The organism is Flectobacillus sp. (assembly GCF_049240685.1).
Classification (GTDB): Bacteria; Bacteroidota; Bacteroidia; order Cytophagales; family Spirosomataceae; genus Flectobacillus.
Genome location: NZ_JBMLSD010000182.1, coordinates 1 through 2,728, shown reverse-complemented (window position 1 = coordinate 2,728; position 2,728 = coordinate 1). Strand labels below are relative to the sequence as shown.

General features: G+C 38.7%; 1 protein-coding gene and 1 pseudogene. Both read left to right on the top strand.

Going from position 1 to position 2,728, the window contains the following annotated elements:
- The first annotated feature begins 108 nt into the window (after nucleotides 1-108).
- Complete coding sequence (locus tag ACOVQ4_RS08500; protein WP_421820222.1) at nucleotides 109-1,068, top strand: N(4)-(beta-N-acetylglucosaminyl)-L-asparaginase; 960 nt, start codon at nucleotides 109-111, stop codon at nucleotides 1,066-1,068.
- 659 nt (nucleotides 1,069-1,727) lie between these two features.
- Nucleotides 1,728-2,728, top strand: a pseudogene (locus ACOVQ4_RS08495) (glycogen synthase); the annotation flags it as partial.

The window sequence follows — 2,728 nt, the reverse complement described above, 5'->3', positions numbered from 1 at the left end:
TGTTGCCTTGTCCCTAAACACATAACTTAAATATTATTCTGCTCCATTACTTATTTGAATAACTGAAAATACCTCCGCTTGTACCTTAAAACATCCAATTTCTCAGATATGAAACGTCGAACCTTTATTCAACAAACCACTGCTTTGGCTGGACTTTCTGCCTTAGCAGCTAATCAAACTGAAGCACAAAATTCAGCTCCTGCCGAATTTCCCATTATTATTTCTACTTGGAACAATGTCAAAGCTAACGAAGCAGCTTGGGCGATGGTTCAAAAAACAGGTCGTGCGCTGGATGCTGTAGAGGCAGGAGCGCTTATTCCAGAAGCAGACCCTAACGAAATTACGGTAGGGTATGGCGGCTTGCCAGACCGCGATGGTCACGTTACCTTGGATGCCTGTATCATGGACGAAAAGGGTAATGCTGGCTCTGTAACATTCTTGGAAGGCATTATGCACCCTATTTCGGTAGCTCGGGCAGTAATGGAAAAAACTCCACACGTAATGTTATCGGGTGAAGGAGCTTTACAATTTGCTCTTTCGCAAGGATTCAAAAAGCAAAACCTATTGACTGAAAGTTCTAAGAAGGCTTGGTTAAAATGGAAAAAAGAATCCAAATATGAGCCAAAAATTAATATCGAACGCCACGATACCATTGGACTATTGGCATTGGGCAAAAAGGGTGAAGTATCTGGCGCTTGTACCACTAGCGGGATGGCATACAAAATGCATGGTCGCGTGGGCGACTCTCCAGTAATTGGAGCAGCCGTATTTTGTGATGATGAAGTGGGTGGCGCTTGTGCTACAGGCTTGGGAGAGTTTGTACTCAAGACCTTAGGTTCATTCCTCATTGTAGAATTGATGAGAAATGGTCGTACACCACAACAAGCTTGCGAGGAAGCCATTATGCGTATTGTGAAGCGTTATAACTACAAGGAATTCCAGATTGGTTATTTAGCAGTTAATAAAAAAGGAGAACACGGTGCTTATTCAATTCAAAAAGGCTTTAGTTATACCCTCACGAAAGAAGGCGTAACCAAAGTCTACGAATCGGATTATTATATGAAGTAACAACGTGGTAAGAAGTGTTAAATGTAGATTTAGTAAGTAATAGTGCAGAATGAAATTTTATTTTATCCGTTTAGGCATAAAGCAAAGAGTGTTAAATTGTTTTTTAGCAGCGCTAGAAATGTTTTTACCGAATACTCAAAAAGTAATTTTATTTTGTGTACAACCTTAGGTAATATCGACATCACTTCGTTTCAAACAAAAATCCCTCAAGTATTTTGTTATACCTTGAGGGATTTTTTTGTATACTAATAAGAATTACTTATTATTCGGGAAAATATTTTGAATAATTATCTTTGATAACTATTTAAAGAAATAATTGTACATACCTTATTCGAGAGATAAAGAAGAGAAGACTCCGAAAATGGTAAAAATAGTATATATTAAAGTCGATAGGTTTATCCTAAAACCCTTCAAAACTATAAAAACTTGACTATTAGACACTTATTAAAAATCCAATTCATAAAGGCTTTTGTATTTAGCGGATTTGTGGACTTCTAGCGTTATTTTTTAATAATTAGATTTTATTAAGAAATGCCTCAAATCGCTCATTTTGAGCTAAAATAGAAATATGGCATTAAGTTTCTTATTCACTGAATATACTTATATATTAGCAACCTAATAGCTTGGTACAAGCAGCCAAACCTTATAACTAAGAGCCGATGGAAATACAAAATCCTTTACAATCTGCTACCCAAAAACAAAAGATATTAATAGAAATCGCCTGGGAAACCTGCAACCAGGTAGGAGGTATTTATACTGTAATTCGTACAAAAGTCCCATCAATGGTGGAAAAATGGGGCGATGACTATTTCTTGTTAGGTCCGTACTTCCCACAAACAGCCTCTGCCGAATTTGAACCTATCCATGATTTGGATGATTCTGTATTAGGTAAAACTGTTCAGAAGATGCGCTCAATGGGCTATGGTGTGCACTATGGTTACTGGCTCGTAACTGGAAAGCCGCGTATTGTCTTGTTTGATTTTTGGTCAATCTACAACAATATCAATGCTCTTAAAGCAGGATTATGGGAGCGTCATCAGGTATCTACCTTGAATACTGAGGAATTGGTAAGTCATGTGATTGCCTTTGGTGAAATGGTGCGAGTATTTTTGACCGAATTAGCAAAAGAACAACAAAACAAAATTGATATTGTAGCGCACTTCCATGAATGGATGGCGGCCTCGGCTATACCAGATTTGCGCAAAGACCAAGTAAAAGTAGCAACTGTTTTTACAACTCACGCTACGATGCTGGGTCGTTATTTGGCAGGAAACGTTCCGAATTTCTACGATAAAATAGATACCTTCGACTGGCTCAAGGAGGCACGTCATTATGGTATTGAGGCTCAAGCTACACTAGAACGCTTGGCTGCATTACAAGCGCACGTTACTACTACTGTGAGTGACGTCACAGCCAAAGAATGTGAGTTTCTACTAGGAAAAGTGCCAGACCTAATCCTTCCGAACGGCCTCAACATTACAAGGTTCTCGGCTATGCACGAACATCAAAACTTGCATACCAAATACAAAGACCGCATCAATGAGTTTGTGATGGGGCACTTTTTCCAGAGCCAGCCATTTAATCTCGAAAAAACGCTATATTTCTTTACATCGGGGCGTTATGAGTATAGCAACAAAGGCTATGACCTTACGCTAGAAGC